Annotated in this window: 18 protein-coding genes; 9 read left to right on the plus strand and 9 right to left on the minus strand. The window is 69.5% G+C overall.

What is annotated here, in order from left to right; all coding sequences use genetic code 11:
• Positions 1-2: 2 nt before the first annotated feature.
• A complete protein-coding gene (locus ACFY7C_RS00285) occupies positions 3-383 on the minus strand; it encodes a hypothetical protein (protein ID WP_389641456.1) in 381 nt (126 codons plus the stop codon).
• Positions 384-650: 267 nt separating this feature from the next.
• Here ACFY7C_RS00285 and ACFY7C_RS00290 point away from each other — a divergent pair, with 267 nt between their 5' ends.
• The 4 genes from ACFY7C_RS00290 to ACFY7C_RS00305 all read left to right on the plus strand — a co-directional run bounded on the left by ACFY7C_RS00290 (position 651) and on the right by ACFY7C_RS00305 (position 4115).
• Positions 651-1385, plus strand: coding sequence for a TetR/AcrR family transcriptional regulator (locus tag ACFY7C_RS00290; protein WP_389641458.1), 735 nt, complete (start codon positions 651-653; stop codon positions 1383-1385).
• A gap of 643 nt (positions 1386-2028) precedes the next feature.
• Positions 2029-2844, plus strand: coding sequence for a GIY-YIG nuclease family protein (locus ACFY7C_RS00295; protein WP_389641460.1), 816 nt, complete (start codon positions 2029-2031; stop codon positions 2842-2844).
• On the plus strand, positions 2795-3196 hold the full coding sequence (locus tag ACFY7C_RS00300) for a hypothetical protein (protein WP_389641462.1): 402 nt from the start codon (positions 2795-2797) through the stop codon (positions 3194-3196). The genes ACFY7C_RS00295 and ACFY7C_RS00300 overlap by 50 nt, the downstream gene beginning before the upstream one ends.
• Before the next feature lie 262 nt (positions 3197-3458).
• A complete protein-coding gene (locus ACFY7C_RS00305) occupies positions 3459-4115 on the plus strand; it encodes a hypothetical protein (protein WP_389641464.1) in 657 nt (218 codons plus the stop codon).
• A gap of 6 nt (positions 4116-4121) precedes the next feature.
• Here ACFY7C_RS00305 and ACFY7C_RS00310 read toward each other — a convergent pair whose 3' ends face one another.
• Positions 4122-4631: a hypothetical protein gene (locus ACFY7C_RS00310; protein ID WP_389641466.1), complete on the minus strand. Its 510-nt coding sequence runs from the start codon at positions 4629-4631 to the stop codon at positions 4122-4124.
• Positions 4632-4955: 324 nt separating this feature from the next.
• On the opposite strand from ACFY7C_RS00310, the gene ACFY7C_RS00315 reads away from it, so the two are divergent.
• The gene (locus ACFY7C_RS00315; protein ID WP_389641468.1) at positions 4956-5306 is read left to right on the plus strand and encodes a PH domain-containing protein; all 351 of its coding nucleotides are present in this window, start codon (positions 4956-4958) and stop codon (positions 5304-5306) included.
• A 298-nt stretch (positions 5307-5604) separates the two neighbouring features.
• On the opposite strand, the gene ACFY7C_RS00320 is transcribed toward ACFY7C_RS00315, so the two are convergent.
• From ACFY7C_RS00320 to ACFY7C_RS00330, 3 genes are all read right to left on the minus strand, one after another.
• The gene (locus tag ACFY7C_RS00320) at positions 5605-5790 is read right to left on the minus strand and encodes a hypothetical protein (RefSeq protein ID WP_389641470.1); all 186 of its coding nucleotides are present in this window, start codon (positions 5788-5790) and stop codon (positions 5605-5607) included.
• Positions 5791-5911: 121 nt separating this feature from the next.
• The gene (locus ACFY7C_RS00325; protein ID WP_389641472.1) at positions 5912-6445 is read right to left on the minus strand and encodes a hypothetical protein; all 534 of its coding nucleotides are present in this window, start codon (positions 6443-6445) and stop codon (positions 5912-5914) included.
• Complete coding sequence (locus ACFY7C_RS00330; RefSeq protein ID WP_389641474.1) at positions 6442-6999, minus strand: hypothetical protein; 558 nt, start codon at positions 6997-6999, stop codon at positions 6442-6444. Before ACFY7C_RS00330 ends, ACFY7C_RS00325 begins: the two co-directional genes overlap by 4 nt.
• Positions 7000-7151: 152 nt before the next feature.
• Here ACFY7C_RS00330 and ACFY7C_RS00335 point away from each other — a divergent pair, with 152 nt between their 5' ends.
• From ACFY7C_RS00335 to ACFY7C_RS00345, 3 genes are all read left to right on the plus strand, one after another.
• Positions 7152-7391: an antitoxin MazE7 gene (locus ACFY7C_RS00335; RefSeq protein ID WP_389641476.1), complete on the plus strand. Its 240-nt coding sequence runs from the start codon at positions 7152-7154 to the stop codon at positions 7389-7391.
• A 4-nt stretch (positions 7392-7395) separates the two neighbouring features.
• Positions 7396-7776 carry a toxin Doc gene (locus ACFY7C_RS00340; RefSeq protein ID WP_389641478.1) on the plus strand — a complete coding sequence of 127 codons (381 nt, stop codon included), beginning with the start codon at positions 7396-7398 and terminating at the stop codon, positions 7774-7776.
• Positions 7777-7892: 116 nt separating this feature from the next.
• Entirely contained in the window at positions 7893-8195 is a 303-nt protein-coding gene (locus ACFY7C_RS00345; protein WP_389641480.1) for a DUF6087 family protein, read from the plus strand.
• 295 nt (positions 8196-8490) lie between these two features.
• On the opposite strand, the gene ACFY7C_RS00350 is transcribed toward ACFY7C_RS00345, so the two are convergent.
• Entirely contained in the window at positions 8491-10572 is a 2082-nt protein-coding gene (locus ACFY7C_RS00350) for a hypothetical protein (RefSeq protein ID WP_389641482.1), read from the minus strand.
• A gap of 465 nt (positions 10573-11037) precedes the next feature.
• Complete coding sequence (locus tag ACFY7C_RS00355) at positions 11038-11499, minus strand: hypothetical protein (protein WP_389641484.1); 462 nt, start codon at positions 11497-11499, stop codon at positions 11038-11040.
• Positions 11500-11646: 147 nt separating this feature from the next.
• Here ACFY7C_RS00355 and ACFY7C_RS00360 point away from each other — a divergent pair, with 147 nt between their 5' ends.
• Complete coding sequence (locus ACFY7C_RS00360) at positions 11647-12045, plus strand: hypothetical protein (RefSeq protein WP_389641486.1); 399 nt, start codon at positions 11647-11649, stop codon at positions 12043-12045.
• Positions 12046-12311: 266 nt separating this feature from the next.
• Here ACFY7C_RS00360 and ACFY7C_RS00365 read toward each other — a convergent pair whose 3' ends face one another.
• Both ACFY7C_RS00365 and ACFY7C_RS00370 read right to left on the minus strand, forming a co-directional pair.
• Positions 12312-12437 (minus strand): hypothetical protein, encoded by a 126-nt coding sequence (locus tag ACFY7C_RS00365; protein ID WP_389641488.1) that lies wholly within the window; start codon positions 12435-12437, stop codon positions 12312-12314.
• Between the two features lie 282 nt (positions 12438-12719).
• Positions 12720-13655, minus strand: a complete 936-nt coding sequence (locus ACFY7C_RS00370; protein ID WP_389641490.1) for a hypothetical protein — start codon at positions 13653-13655, stop codon at positions 12720-12722.
• Between the last annotated feature and the right edge of the window lie 158 nt (positions 13656-13813).

Consider the following 13813-nt stretch of genomic DNA (forward strand, 5'->3'; position numbering starts at 1 on the left):
CGTCAGCTGAAGTGATTCGTCTGCGTGTTGTGGTCACCCGTCTGCACACCCTTGGCTTCCCGGGCATCGACGGCGTACTTCGACGCGGGACCGCCCTGGGCCTCCACCTGCGCGAGGAGCAGCTCGGCGGCCCGGAGGATCTGCTCGTCCCGGTCGACTCCCGCCGTGACCAGATGCTCACCAAGCTGTGCCTGCCACACGTCGGGCTCGACCTCCTCAGCGTCCAGTACCTGAACCGCCGCGTCACCGCGGACTTCCAGTCGACGCCTGACCAATTCACGTAGGGACGTGTAGGACTGGCGGACTGCATCACTCACGGTGTCCGTGACCCCGGCCGCCGCACCTGCGGCCAACGCGGCCACGATCACTTCAACTCCGGTCACTGCTACTCCTGTTACCACTCGACAAGGATGATGTATCCGAGCGAATGCGCGCGGCATATGCGCGCGCGAACCTTGCGCTCGTCCCCGTGGCCGGTCCGTTAAGGGTCGTCACGACGTGATTACCATTAGCGGGGTGCCATGCCGTCAGTGCAAGTCGTTCCAGCCGGTGGGCAGGGTCAATTCACCTATGACGCAAGAGAGTTCGAAGCATGGGTCAGGTGGCGCGCACTCGATGCGAAGCCGCGAATTGAGGAGGAGACTCTCGCCATGGATGGCGCAAGGACGGCCTCTGGCACCCGCCGGCAACGCCAGCGTGAACAGCTCCTGCTCGACACGCGTCGAGCAGCGCGAGAGATCGCGGCCGCGGAGGGCATCGACGGGCTGACGCTGGCAGCGGTGGCGCGTGCGGTTGGCGTGAGTCCCCCCGCGCTCTACCGATACTTCGACGGGCGCGACGGACTGGTCCGGGCCCTCTACAGCGATCTCACCGCCGAGCTGATCTCCACCGTGTCGGTGGCCGTGGACCGACAGGACGCAGACGACCTCAGCGCTCAGTTGCACGCAGCGAGCCTGGCCGTCTTCGACTGGTCGGTCGCCAATCGCGCCGCATTCGACCTGCTGATGGGCTCGGCCTATCCGAAAGCGTCCAGGGCCGGAGGTGATGTCCCCCAGGCCATCGCCCGTGAACTGGGCGGCGTGTTCGCCGTTCCGTTCGAGGAGTTGTGGCGGCACGGTGGACTGGCCTTCCCTGCGGACGACGACATCGCCGCCGCTCTGCGCAGCCAGTTGGAGGCGTACCGCGCCCAGGTATGCCCGCACCTGCCCCCGGGTGTGGCGTATCTGATGTTCACCTGCTGGCGCCAGATCTACGGGCTCACGTGCATGGCGGTCTACGGGCACCTAGACTACGCCTTCACCGACTACCGCGCGCTTTTCGATGACATGATCGTCGGCCTCCTGGAGCGGCTCGGCCTACCCGTCAGTCCCGGTCTGCGTCCCTAAGGGAGTGGGGAGACACCGCCATGGCGTGGGAATCGCTCCTGCACCAACTCGACCGCACTCTCCATGCTGTCACGCGACCTGCCCGTCACCACCGCCTGTCTCACCCGTATCGAACACGCATCAGACGGCTGGACGCTGCGCTGGAGCACCGCCGGCAGCCTTCCCCCACTCCTGATTACCCTCGACGGTAACGCGTAACCCCTGCAAGCCGAGCCCGGCCTTGCCGCTCGCGGTGAACACCGACGAGCACTGTTCCGGGCGGGTGAACCTTGCACTTGCAGCTGTACCTTGCATGCGAGGTTGCGCAGTGCAGTTGGTCTTGCATACGGCTACGGCTTCACGAGGTGAACTGTCGGACGACATTAGAACGTCAGTGGGGGACTCCACGCTACGAGGGGGCAGCGGTCAGACGTGCGTGCGCCGCCGAGAGCTGGCCGGCTTCGCGCAGCTGTGTCAGCCTGGCCACTGCGGCCGCGCGCTGCGACTCGCCCTTCCGTCCCGTGATCGGCAGCGTCCTGAAACCCTCCCCGGACACCCACCCCGTTCACCTGAACGAGTGAACGCGGGGAGATCGACGGGCAGGCTCCCCCGTCACATCCACGCTGATGATGGTGACCGTCAAGAACAGAAAGGGAGGCAGCGCGTGGGTAGCGAAGAGTTGAGGTACCTGCTGGGCGGTCCTCATGAGGCGGGTGAAGAGGTGGTGTACCTCCTGCGCGCCCATGACGTCGATGAATTCAGGACGCCAGGCCGAGGCCGCAGCAAGTGCAAGATCGGCACGACGAGCGATCTGGGCACCCGCCTGCCGAAGGTCTACAACGGGTCCTCCGACCCGCTGGAGTTGATGGCGACCTACCCGGGAGGTACGGACCTGGAGCGGGCGCTGCACGCCTGGTTCGACTCCTTGCGGAAGCACCTGGAGTGGTTCTACTTCTTCGACGTGGAGCCGAAGCCGTTGGTCGACCGCGCGGTGGAAGTGATCCGCAAGCAGCGGCTGGAATGGAAGAGCAACGAGCAGCGGAAGAAGGAGATCGCTCAGGCTGCCCGGAGCACGAGGAAGGCTGAGCAGCACCTGAGGCTCCTCGGCTCGGAAATCCGGCGTATCCAGGATCTCGGGCAACGAGTCCACGCTGAGGCCGTGCGCGTACTCGCGTGGGATTTCACCCCGCGCACGGAAGAGGACGGGGCATTGGCCGACCGCGTGAGCCTGGAGCACGTCTACCTCCTCGACCTTCTGCCTGACCACCTGGGGCGGCTTCTGGACGACATGAAGCGTTCCATCACCTCCGCTGTTCGGGCCGGGGTCCTGTCGACGGCCGACGCCAGGACCTCGTCCGGACTGGATGACAGGACAGTGGAGCAGATCATGCACAAGCCGCAGGCGCCGAGCACCGGCCCGTGGGAGCTGATTGCGCGGTGGCGGGCGCCGCTTAACAGCACTGACCCTCTGGGAGCTTGAGCTCATCGTCTCCTCGCAGGACCTCGCCGAACGCGGCCACCGCCTGAAGATCCTCGGTGGCCCCCTGTCCGGCATCTACGACCCGCAGGGCGCCGGCAAGGTCCTCTTCGTGGTGGTCGCCGCGATGGCGGAGGTCAAGCCGGAGTTCATCCACGAGCGGACCCTGATCGGCCTGGACACCGCCGCGTCCAACGGCAACCACGGCGGCCGGCCCCCCGGTCGTCGACGCCATCCGTCGACCACGGCCTGGCCCAGCTCGCCGAACTCACCGCGGCCTACATCGGCCTGCCCCTGTCGGACTTCAACGGCACCCTGCTCGACCACCACCCCAGCGATGGCCACGACGACATGACCTCCTCGCCCTACACAGCCCCGACTGTACAAGCGTCTGAGCGCACGCCCGGCGGCTTGCCGGACGAGCGGAGACGCAGCTCACGCCTCCGCGGCCCGCTCACACCCGACCGAGTGACGCTACGCAGTGTCGCTTCCCACGTCACCGACATGTCCGCTACGTTCATCCACAGGTCACTGCCTGCGCGAACGGCTCCGCGGCCGGAAAACCCCAGGAGTGCAACGGCTGGGACCAGCTCGGCGATCGGCGCCTGCACCGCCTGGTGAACGGGGCCGGCCTGGCGCAGGGCTTCCTCGCCGAAGCCAACCCGACGACGGCAGGACACCGCTTCCACTCGGCGATCCTCCTCAGCGACCGGATCCGGGTCGCTGCGGCTGGCTCCGATCGCACCCGCTACCACCACGTCATGGGCTGGGCCCACCTGATCCTGCCTGGCATCGAACAGCTAATGGAGCTGCGCAACCTGCATCTGGACCCCTTCGACCCGCGAAATCGCGCTCACGAAATCGCACCGCTGGAGGTCCTGGCCGCGCCCGACCGCCTCTCCCTCCTGTTGGGAGACATCAACTCGATCGGCACGGGCTTCCCCGAGCCGGACTGGTCCCGACTGCCGGACCACCTGCTGAATGGACACCTGCGCTCACCCGGCGAAGAGCCGCGCTCCGATCGCGAGGCCGTCGAGCTCCTGGCCCGCGCCGGCTTCATCGACACGAGCGCCTCCGCGGGGAAAGAGGACGTGCCGACGGCGGCGTTCGCCGACGGCGACGTCCCCCGCCGCCAGGACCTCATCCTCGCGAGCCCGGCTCTCGTCCCCGCCGTGACGGACTACCAGGTGCACATGGAGCCGGTCGACCGGGGCCTGTCCGACCACGCCGCCGTCAGCATCGACCTCGACCTAAACCGGTTCGGCCAGGACTGAAAAGGATCAGCCATCGGCCGAGGTGGCACCGAGATGATGGGTCAGCGATTGTGCGGCCCATCCCGCGGCCGCGCCCATCAACGTTCCACCAGGCCAGCTCTCCGTGGAGGGAAGCTCCAAGCCTCCCGCCGAGTAGGCGAGCGGCTCCCGGTACTCGGTGAGCCAGCGCACCAAGGCGCTGAGCTGGGAATCGTCGTCGAGGTCGTGTCGGCGATCGGTCAGCCCACGCCGGATCACGTCCTCGAGCGCGGGCTCGCGCGTCGTGAGCGCCTCGATGATCCGCTCCACGGGCAAGTCACGGGGTTCGTCGTCGGTAGGCCGCGCGTAGAGCAACAGCGCCACCGTGGGCAACGCGTACGTGAACGGCCCGCCGCTGAACTCCTTCGGCCAGCCCGGTTCGAGTAGCGAGGCCGACCGCCGCAGAGAGGCGTGCCATCGAGCGTTCATCCAGTCCGTCGACGACACGTCGTAGGACAGCCGCCCGGCCGCCCACCACAGATCACGTATATCTGGCATGCCCATCAATCTACGGACCGCCGTGCTTCCCGTCCGGCGAACGCGCGGTGTCAGCCCGTCCAGGGGTTGGCGCAGACCATCCCCAGGCGGCGGATCTACATCGCGTCGTAGGTGTGTGGACGATCGCGTTACGGCTCTGTCGGGGATCTTGTGACGGTGAAAACCGTACGCGGTGTAGGGCTGAGGCTTAGGGTCGTGGCCATGGAGTCTCCCTCACCGAGCCCGATACGCACCCAGACTCTCCACAGGCCGGGGCAGCGAGTAGTCCTGTTCATGGTGGGGAGCGGTTTTGCGCTGTTGGGCGCTGGGGCTCTGATCAGCGGGATGGTTGCCGCAGATCCTGTCAGTGCAGTGATCTACACCGTGATTGGTGCGGGCGGTGCCTGGACTGCGTTCCGCAGCTGTGTCCTGGGAGTGCGGATCGACTCCACGGGTCTCACCGAACGTGGCCTGGGACGCTCGAAAGTCGTTCCGTGGTGTGTGATCGGAGCGGTCGATACCGGTGATGGCCCTGGATTGGCCCCGGCGCACACTCCCGGATTGATCCTCAAGAACGGCGAGCGGGTGGGACTCGGTGCCCTCGCTTCGTACTCCAGCCGTGCCGTTGACGCCAACTTCGCCCTGCTCAAGTCCCTGCACGCCATCCATGTCATGGCCTGCCCCAGCTGTGCGTGATTGCTGCGGCAGGGGCGTCGTACCGCCTGTACCTCGTCATGGTCGAGTGAAGGCGGCTCTGTTGGGGATCTTGTGATGTCGCAGGGTCACGGGGCGAGAAGTACGCGTGGGCGTAGGATGTCGAGGTTTGCTCGCCCGTAGCCCAAGCGTTTGAGCGGTTTGATGCGGGTGACGTGGCCTTCGACCTGGCCCGAGCTCCAGGGTGTGGAGAGGCCGGCAGTGACGGCTTCGAGATCCGTCTCAGGCCGCTGACCCAGGAGTGCAGGGCCGGGAGGTCGTCGTCAAGGACACGGTTCATCTAGTCCGGGAGTTGGTCTCCCCGGAGGTTGTGGAGCATCTCGGCGACGAGGTGGTGCCAGATAGCCCTGTCGTGGTCGCCGCGGCGGAAGTGGAACGTGGCGGCCGGACGATGACCCGCGGATGCCGCCTGACGTACCAGCTCGGTGCCCAGGAAGCCGCTGCCGCCGACGATCAGCACTGTCATGCAGCCTCACATTGCGGGCGGCTGGTGCCGCCGCGGGCTGCTTCGGCGCAACCCGCTGACCCCCGAGGGCCAGCCGACACGGCCCTCGGAGCCCGGCTAATCCGCGGCGGTGCCGACCCGTCTAGGGCACGACGACGTCGTTGCAGTTCGGGTGGGAGCGCGGCGCGTTCTGGTGGGCGATGGCGTCCTTCCAGTGGGCGCGGACCTCGTCGAGTTCGTCGCCGTCGGCCGGGGTGGACAGCCACACGTCCGGTGTCGGATCGGGGTGCTGGTAGATCCCAATCACGTACCGGTGGCCGGGGATGAGGGGTTGCTTGTGGTCGGCGGCCGCGACAAGCGCGCCGGAGCTGGTGCGCTCGACGGTCTGCGTCACGTCCAGGGCGGCCGGCAGCTTGCCCTTCAGGTCCTCGATGACGCGGATGCGGGAGAGGGACTCGTGGTAGCCGTCGTGCGCGGTGACCTTGAGGGTCTTCTCGACGCTGACGACGGCCAGGTGTGCGGCGAGACCGGCGCGGTCGCGGTCGTTCTCCTCCACGGGGACGCAGACGGCGGAGGCGGTGACGGTGTCGTCCTGGAGGGTGGTGTAGGCGGCCGCCGCCGATCCGGTGAGCACGACGGCTCCGGCGAGCACGAGGAGCATGGTGCGGTTCATCATCGGCCCCACAGCTTGTTGTAGTTGGCCTGGTCGACGGCGGTGGGGACGTGCTTGGTGCTGACATTCTTACGCAGGGCGCTGTTCACAGTGTCGGCCTTGTGGCACAGACCGAGCGCGTGTCCGAGTTCGTGGACGACGATGTTCTGCCGCATCCGCGGCTCGTCCTTGTAGCGGCCGTCGAGCAGGTGCTTGTTCAGGTAGATGGAGTCGGTTGCGGCGGTGGCGCCGTGGCGTTCGTAGTAGCCGCCGCGCCCGTCATTGGCGCTGTAGTCGCGGAACTCCAAGTTGTTGACCGTGATGGAGGTGTCGGCCGCGATGTTGATCGTGCGGAACCGGTTCCATTCGGTGATGGCGTGTTTACGCAGGTCGTCGTACTTGGTGGCCTCGGTCCAGCGGATCTCGCCCTCGTCGACCGACGACTTCCCCCGGGTCTCGCTCTCGCCCCGGACGCACGGCGCGGCCGCGGCCGCCGGCGCCGCGTACGGGGCGTTTGCCACCGCGAGCGCGAGCACCACGGACGCACATAAGGCGGCTGCTACCTGCGGAAACGACATGGTGCTCCTGCTCAGGGGGACGGGAGAGCCGACCATAACGGCCGGCCGGCGCCCCGCGCCCGGCACTGACCCGCAGATCACCCGTACGGGCGGGCGTGCCCGCGCTCAGGAGGCGGGTACCCCGGGCGGGCGGCGCCGGGCATACTCGACGCATGGCCGATATCGAGATCCCGGACACCACCAAGGACGTCCTCCAGGCGCTGGCCGACGACGCCGGCGTGCCGCTCGGTGACTACCTCACGCGCCTGGCTGCGGAGAAGGACCGCGAGCGCGCGCTCGAGGTCGGCGCCGAGGCGTTCCGCCGCGTGATCGGCGGCCCGGCGACCGTGGCCGCGTTCGACGAGGCCTTCGGCGGGCCCGCCCCGGCACAGCGCGCCCCGCGGGCGGCCTGAGCCTGTGCCTGCCGAGTACTTCATCGACCACCGCTGGCTGCTGGAACGCCAGGAAGAGCTGGGCGGCGACCCGACGGTCAACGACTTCTCTGTGCTCGTCGGCATGGCCGCCCGGCACAAGGTTGACCCGCCCCGCCACGACCAGGACCACCCCGACGCCTTCTGGCGGGCCGCGGTCCTGCTGGAGGAGTGCGTGCTCCTGCGCCCGCTTCCCCACCGCAGCGAGCTGTTCGGTCACGCCCTCGCCGTCGGCTACCTGCAGATGCACGGCCTGACCGTGGACACCAAGTTCGAACTCTGGCGCGACCTGATCCAGGAGATCCGCCCGCTGCGCCTCGACTCCTTCGCTGTCGCCGAGCGCCTGCGGTCCTGGCAGACGCTCTAGCCCCCAAGGCGAAGACACCGCGAGCGCCCCTTGCCCGTCCATGGGTCAATCAGGCTCACCCATGCGGGCAACCGGTCACAGTGGCGGCGCACGACCGCAGGAGTAGGGTGACGCCGGTGAGCGACGAGCCACTGGAGGACTGGGCCCGGCGCTGGGACGAGCGTCGCACCCAGAGTCGGGGCAGACTCCGGCACGTGTCCCTGACGACCGGGCCGCAACGCGGTTGGCACATCGACCCCGGCGCGCCCCGCGTGATCGAGCAGTGGGACGGCTACGCCTGGGTGCCCGTGCAGATCGTGCCCGACCTCGCCTCCGCCCAGCGCATGGTGCATCCCCCACAGCCGGCCGCACAGCGGCCTGTGGAGTGGGACCGGCCGCCCCTCGGGAAGAATAAGCCCGGCCGGCACCGCCGGGAGTAGCGCCAGGGCCAGGTAGCCGAGCCGCAGCGGCGCCGCGGCGATGGTCGCCGGACGCTGAGGGGATGGAGGTTCCGATCGCCGTCGCGCTCGCGCAGTCCGCGTCCCGGCTTCCCGACGGTCCGGGAGAGTGGTTCGAGCCCAGGACGTTTCCCCGCGGTCAGCCGCATGTGGGTCACCGCAGCTCGGCTCCCGACCCGGCGATGGCGGCACAGTCAGCGGCAGGATTCATCCGGCAGCACGCTATCCGGGGCGGGCCGGGGCAGCGATCGATTACTCGTCCGCCCCGGCCTCGGGATCAGATGGCGGTCAGGATGGCGCGCAGCCGCTCGTCCTCGCGGATGATGCTGTTCGCGACGCCTGAGCCGACGATGCGCCGGTCCTGCTCGGCGAGTTCGGCGACGCGCAGGCGCTGGTGGGTGCTCAGGGCGGTGGCACCGAGGGCTTGGAGGGCCTCGCAGGCACCGGAGATGTCCGCTCCGGTTTCGGCGGAGTGGAGGGCTGCCTCGGCGAGTTGACCGAGGTCGACGACGTCGGGGTCGGTGATGGCGAGCAGTGCGAGGACCGCAGCAGGGGCCTTGTCGGGGGCGGCGAGCAGTTGTTCCAGTCGGGGGATCAGGGGCCGGGCGGCCGCGCCGAGGAGGGCGGTGGCGCGGATGGCGCGGACGACGGTCCACCGGTACCAGAGCTGGTTGCCGGTGGTGCGGTCGAGGACGGAGGCCAGGATCGTGACGGCTTCCTCGGCGTGGCCGCCGATCCGCCACAGGGCGGTGGCGATCGCGATGTCGCGGTCCAGTTGTGGGGTGGTCGGCTCGGCGTCCTCGCTGACGGCTGCCCGCAGGGCGGGGAGCAGTCCGGCGGCCGTCCCGCCCAGGGTGGCGGCGGCCTGGGCGGCCTCGGCGACCTCGCGCCGGCCGGCGGCGAGCGCCTTGGCGGCGGCGTCGAGCAGGACGTCGGTCTCGCCGGTGAGGTCATGGTGGGCCCGCGCCACCATCAACGAACTGGCGGCGGCACGCAGCACGGCGCCGGCCTGCTCGCGCTCGGCCTGCGGGCCGGCGGCTGCCACGGCGGTGATGGCGGTGGCCGCGTACTGGAAGCGGGGCAGCACGGCGTACAACTCGGGCAAGGCGGCAGCGGCCTGCGGGCCCCACTGACGCAGCAGGTGGACCAGGTCGGCGGTCTCGTTGTTGCCGAGCCCGTCTGCGGCCAGGCGTGCGCGGACGGCGGCGAGCAGGGCAGTGTCGAAGGGGAAGGCGGGGGCCTGGAAGTCTCCTGCGGCGTCGAGCGCGCGGGGGCGCCGGTCGAGGTCCCGGGCCAGCAGCGGGGCGGCCTGTCGGGGCGCGACCCGGACGAGCACGGCCAATGCCTGGTCAGCCGCCTCGTCGTCGGGTTGGGCGGCGAGTTCGGCGAGGGCGGGCGCGGCCTCGGCGGCGGCCGGGCCGAGCTTGCCGAGCAGGGTTGACGCCGGGTACTCGGCGGCGAGTGGGGCGATGGCCGGGACGAGTCGCTGGGGAGCGCTGCGGGAGAGGTAGCAGGCGTGGTCGGCCGCGGAGAGCGCCTCGGCCCGCACCTCGGGGCGGCCGTCGCGCAGGGCGGCGTCCAGCAGGGCGAAGGCGGCCTCGCGGTCTGCCTCGGTCTCGCGGCGCAGCAGGCTGTCGACGATCGCGTGCAGCGGCTCTCGGTGGTGCATGCTGTACCGGTCGACGGTGAATTCGCGGGCGGGCAGCAGGCCGAGCGCGGCATCGTGGTGGGCGTCGGTCCAAGGCTCTCCGGCGGCCAGAGCGACGAGGAGCGCGGCCAGACGCAGCGGCGCGGGCGTGTCTGCACCGAGCAGCGCGCGGGTCTCGACGGCGGCGCCGGCGGGGTCGACCCGGCCGAGGGCGATGAGCAGTTCGGCCCGGACACCGGGATCGGCCTCGGCCGTCCACCGGCTTCGCAGGGCGACCGGGGCGGCATCGGTATTTCGGGTGTGGCCGAGCGTCCAGGCGGTGAGCAGCCGGACGTTCACGACTTCATGTGCCAGCAGCGGTATCAGCAGCGGGATTTGGGTGGCAACGGCGGCCCGGACGGCGCCCGGCGCGATCTCCCATTCATCATCGCTCTCGGCCAATCCGCCGAGCAGGCAGAGGACTTCGGTCGTCCCGGGCCGGGCAGCAGCGGCGATCCGGGCGAGGTACGGGACGGCGTCCACGCTGGCGGAATACACCGTGCCCTGGTGGAGGATGCACGAATACAGCTCGGAGATCACCTCCTCGGCATCCCCGCCGCCCTCGGCGAGGGCGCGCAGCAGGTCGGGCAGGTCCTCGGCAGGGCCGTAGGCGTGCGAGACGGAGGCCCAGGGGTGGGCGTCGAGGCCGGCGAGGGCGTCAGCGAGATCCATGGGCCTGATCTTCGCAGCCGGGTCCGACAGGACGGTCAGGGCCCTGTGGCGACCTGCGTCAGCGCGCCTGCTTCGTCCCCTTCGGGAACGTGCCTCCCTGCCCGCCCCGCGCATTGGCCGAGGACGGTTGGCGACCGGCGCCCTGAGACAGCAGGTGGACCTCCGACCGATCAGGTTCTGAAAAACGGCTCAGCACGGGCATAGCGCACGGTAGGAACTCGCAGCCCGGGCACGTCTCGTCCGGGTCATCAGCGGGGTGTCTGCGGAAGAAACGGATCTCATGGGAGTCGTCAGACGACGGCCCCGTCCTGACGCGACTTCCCTTGCGCTCGCCGCGCTGGTCGGCCATCGCACACCCCCCTGTGCAACGGGATGCAGGCCTGACGACACCTTACGCCGGAGCGGCCAGCCCCCCTCGGCCTGCTTCACGATCGGATCCGCCAATGCAGTGCACACCAGCGGGGCTCACGAGACACCGTCGAGTCTGGAGAACGACGGACATCGCGTCGTCATGATCCGGGACGCGGACACCGTCCGGCTGCAGGCACGCTCGGGCCGGATAGTCACGGCGCAGTGGATGGACCTGCCGGTCGCCAGCATGCGGCTGCGCCCCGGCACCGGCCTGGACGGCGAGGCCGTGATCTGGCGCCATGGCGCCCTGGACTTCGGCGCGGTCCAAGCCCGCGCGGCGAGCTCCGTCGACCGGAGGCCCCAACGCTCGCCGAGCAGCACCCGGCCCCGTACGCCGTGTGGGACGTCCTCGCGCACCCCGAGCTCGGTGACGTACGGGCCCGCCGGTACACCGCCCTCCGCGAGCTCCTCCTCGACCTCCTGGCGGACATCGGTCCCGCCGATCCAGCCCGTGCCGGTCACCGACGACCGCGACCCCGCGCTCGCCTGGTACGAGACCCCCCAGGCGCAGGGCATCGAGGGGTGTTGCAGCCAGAGTTTGGTGTTGACCGATCGACCGCCATGTCGCCGGGCCGCAGCCCTACCTGTCACGCACCCATGAGCCCTGTGCAGGGCGCACCGAATCCTGTGGCAACGCCTGCATTCGGTCTCTACAGTCGCCACATGGCCACCGAGGGCGAGAGCTCAAGTCCACTCGACATCACCGTGATGCTCAGAGGCCAAACCAGTGCCTGCCAGGCAGCACGCGACGCCATCGCCGCCGGCGGCGAGGTAACTCTCTTCGACGGACTACCGCCACAGTGGATGGTCTTCGGCATCGCTGCGTCAAGGTTGAGATGGTCGTTGAAGAGAGGACTGACGGCCCTCGGCCTCGACGAGACCGTTGAGATTCTCCGAGCTCGGGACCGAGACAAGCGACTGCGTACCGGCAGCATCGTTGCAACAGATCGGTCTTGGTTCTTCACCCTGTACTTCGACGCCACCGGGACCGAGCTCCTGGCATGCAGCGGTGTCAAGAACGAGCGTCCCCCGCGCCGGGACGCTCAGAGGCTCCAGCTATAGAGGCCGCCACCCGTGTTCACCGCCGACGCCGCAAGGCGGGCAACTCCCTTCAGGACCGCCAGTAGATCACCCTCGGTCATGTCGTCCCCGTCCTCAGAGTGGAGCCGCGTGGCCCAACGACCAGCCAGCTCTCCCAGTTCGGCCGACGTCGCGTTTGCCAGCGCCTGGATCAACCGCTGCGGCCGAGCGAACACCTCAACGCCATCGTTCAAGGGTGCAGTGACCCACTCCGGCCACGGACGCCACTCATAGATCTGAGGTTCGGCCTAGGGCTCCTGGTCGTCGGCCGGGGGCGCGAGCAGCTGCTCGGGCATCGCCGCTTGCCGGTGGGCGACGACGACGTACACCCGCCCCCTCACGGCGGTGGCGGTGGCGCGCAGCTTCTCTCGCACCACCGCCACCGGGCAGGACGGCCCGCTCGTGCTGCAGCGGGATGCGCGCCTCGGCCCGCACTGCCCGCGTCGCCCGAACGATCCATGACGACGAACGGGATCGGGCTGGCGCGCACCGCCGAGTCAACGTCCGGCCTGGGCACCCTGCGCGCCGACCGGTTCGCAGAGATCTCCCGCCGCGACCGGCTGTCCGATGTCCTCGCCGGGCTGCGCGCCGCAACGCGGTATGCGCTCGGCGGGGTTGTCGATGGTCCCCTGGAGAGCCCGCTGCCCCTCTTCGGCCTACAGCCAGGACCAGCGCATGCCGTAGCGGCACGGGGTGAGGTCCAGCGCGACGGCATGCACGCGGTGGGCCGCGTCCAGGGTGACAGGTGGGCGGGAGCGCTCTGATCCGTCCGCACCCGGTGCGACGAAGTGCTCGAAGGCCACCGGCAGCGCCGGCGCGGTGAACTCGATCTCCAGGTCGTACTGCCGGATCGGCATCCGCAGCTTGCGCTCCCAGTTGGTCGCGAGCGGCCGTTGTCCGCCATAGCGGAGTTCGAACTCGATGATGACGGTCTCGCCCTGGGTCAGAGGCTGGTCGAAGAGCAGCTCGGCGGCGAGCAGGCCCGTACCTGGGTGGGCGGCCACTCGGCCCGGCCGGCAGCCTCGCAAGGAGTGCAGCTCCGGCAGCGGGAGGTGCGGCTCGTCAAGACGGTAGACGTGCACCGCACGGTCCGGACCATTGCACTTGGCGCGCAGCACCTGCCGCATCCGGTACGACTGCTCGCGCCGATCGGGCCCGACGGTGAGGCGGTCGTGCAGGCTGATCCGTTCCAGCGCGTCGTCCCATCTCAGGTCGAGAACCTGTACGGCGGCCTCCACCGCGTCGCGCTCCGGCCACAGGGCGGACATCGGCAGTGGCGACTGCTCCCGGGCGGCCCATCTGCCCCGCGGCCGTCGTGGGCCGAGCAGGCTTCGCAGGCTGTGTGGCTGGAGACCGAGGACCTGCTCGATGTGCTCGACAGCGAGGAACGAATCGGGGCGCTCAGGGCGGCTGCGGCCGGTCTGCCAGTAGCTCAGCGTTGCCACGCTCACCCGGACGCCGCGCTGTCGGAGGCGTAGCTGGAGCTGGCTGAGTCCCAGCTCACTGGCGTCGATGGCCGTTCGAAGCGCCTGTGCGAACGACTCCTGGTCATTTGCCGGCAGACGGGTCAGGGACTGCTGGGCGGATGGCATCGTCGCCTCCAGGGCGGTTGGACATCGATCGAGTCGGCTGACAGCAACGCCGCTCCGTGTCCGGAGCGGCTCGTCGGCTCGGCGTGCGAGCACGCCGAGCGGGCCTGTCCTAACCAGACGGCCCCGGCCGGGCGACGCATCGGTTCCCCCGTCATCGC

This window comes from Streptomyces sp. NPDC012769 (assembly GCF_042901205.1).
In the GTDB taxonomy this organism is placed as follows: Bacteria; Actinomycetota; Actinomycetes; order Streptomycetales; family Streptomycetaceae; genus Streptomyces.

Bases quoted from the DNA above. Each gene is read 5' to 3' on its own strand.
- ACFY7C_RS00290 (WP_389641458.1), top strand. From the start codon at position 651: ATGGATGGCGCAAGGACGGCCTCTGGCACCCGCCGGCAACGCCAGCGT.
- ACFY7C_RS00310 (WP_389641466.1), bottom strand. From the start codon at position 4,631: ATGCCAGATATACGTGATCTGTGGTGGGCGGCCGGGCGGCTGTCCTAC.
- ACFY7C_RS00315 (WP_389641468.1), top strand. From the start codon at position 4,956: ATGGTTGCCGCAGATCCTGTCAGTGCAGTGATCTACACCGTGATTGGT.
- ACFY7C_RS00320 (WP_389641470.1), bottom strand. From the start codon at position 5,790: ATGACAGTGCTGATCGTCGGCGGCAGCGGCTTCCTGGGCACCGAGCTG.
- ACFY7C_RS00325 (WP_389641472.1), bottom strand. From the start codon at position 6,445: ATGATGAACCGCACCATGCTCCTCGTGCTCGCCGGAGCCGTCGTGCTC.
- ACFY7C_RS00330 (WP_389641474.1), bottom strand. From the start codon at position 6,999: ATGTCGTTTCCGCAGGTAGCAGCCGCCTTATGTGCGTCCGTGGTGCTC.
- ACFY7C_RS00335 (WP_389641476.1), top strand. From the start codon at position 7,152: ATGGCCGATATCGAGATCCCGGACACCACCAAGGACGTCCTCCAGGCG.
- ACFY7C_RS00350 (WP_389641482.1), bottom strand. From the start codon at position 10,572: ATGGATCTCGCTGACGCCCTCGCCGGCCTCGACGCCCACCCCTGGGCC.
- ACFY7C_RS00355 (WP_389641484.1), bottom strand. From the start codon at position 11,499: ATGCCCTGCGCCTGGGGGGTCTCGTACCAGGCGAGCGCGGGGTCGCGG.
- ACFY7C_RS00360 (WP_389641486.1), top strand. From the start codon at position 11,647: ATGGCCACCGAGGGCGAGAGCTCAAGTCCACTCGACATCACCGTGATG.
- ACFY7C_RS00370 (WP_389641490.1), bottom strand. From the start codon at position 13,655: ATGCCATCCGCCCAGCAGTCCCTGACCCGTCTGCCGGCAAATGACCAG.